Source organism: Aeromonas sp. ZOR0002 (assembly GCF_963866995.1).
GTDB lineage: Bacteria > Pseudomonadota > Gammaproteobacteria > Enterobacterales > Aeromonadaceae > Aeromonas > Aeromonas caviae.
On sequence record NZ_CAWMFQ010000206.1, the window covers coordinates 1 to 1123 of the forward strand.

Here is a 1123-nt window from a genome sequence, read left to right on the forward strand (position 1 = left end):
GGATGATAAGTTTATCACCACCGACTATTTGCAACAGTGCCCTCTGATGTTACATTGCACAAGATAAAAATATATCATCATGAACAATAAAACTGTCTGCTTACATAAACAGTAATACAAGGGGTGTTATGAGCCATATTCAACGGGAAACGTCTTGCTCGAGGCCGCGATTAAATTCCAACATGGATGCTGATTTATATGGGTATAAATGGGCTCGCGATAATGTCGGGCAATCAGGTGCGACAATCTATCGATTGTATGGGAAGCCCGATGCGCCAGAGTTGTTTCTGAAACATGGCAAAGGTAGCGTTGCCAATGATGTTACAGATGAGATGGTCAGACTAAACTGGCTGACGGAATTTATGCCTCTTCCGACCATCAAGCATTTTATCCGTACTCCTGATGATGCATGGTTACTCACCACTGCGATCCCCGGGAAAACAGCATTCCAGGTATTAGAAGAATATCCTGATTCAGGTGAAAATATTGTTGATGCGCTGGCAGTGTTCCTGCGCCGGTTGCATTCGATTCCTGTTTGTAATTGTCCTTTTAACAGCGATCGCGTATTTCGTCTCGCTCAGGCGCAATCACGAATGAATAACGGTTTGGTTGATGCGAGTGATTTTGATGACGAGCGTAATGGCTGGCCTGTTGAACAAGTCTGGAAAGAAATGCATAAGCTTTTGCCATTCTCACCGGATTCAGTCGTCACTCATGGTGATTTCTCACTTGATAACCTTATTTTTGACGAGGGGAAATTAATAGGTTGTATTGATGTTGGACGAGTCGGAATCGCAGACCGATACCAGGATCTTGCCATCCTATGGAACTGCCTCGGTGAGTTTTCTCCTTCATTACAGAAACGGCTTTTTCAAAAATATGGTATTGATAATCCTGATATGAATAAATTGCAGTTTCATTTGATGCTCGATGAGTTTTTCTAATCAGAATTGGTTAATTGGTTGTAACACTGGCAGAGCATTACGCTGACTTGACGGGACGGCGCTTCCCTACCCTCATGGCCGCCTCCCAGGAATCGACCCAGGTGCTTATCGTGGACATAATCCTTTACTCATAAATTGGCACTGTTGCAAAGTTAGCGATGAGGCAGCCTTTTGTCTTA

Annotated in this window: 1 protein-coding gene; it reads left to right on the forward strand. The window is 43.7% G+C overall.

Features of this window, described 5'->3' with window-relative positions; translation table 11 throughout:
* Positions 1-128 precede the first annotated feature (128 nt).
* A complete protein-coding gene (gene aph(3')-Ia / locus AACR77_RS12285; protein WP_000018329.1) occupies positions 129-944 on the forward strand; it encodes an aminoglycoside O-phosphotransferase APH(3')-Ia in 816 nt (271 codons plus the stop codon).
* Positions 945-1123: the final 179 nt, after the last annotated feature.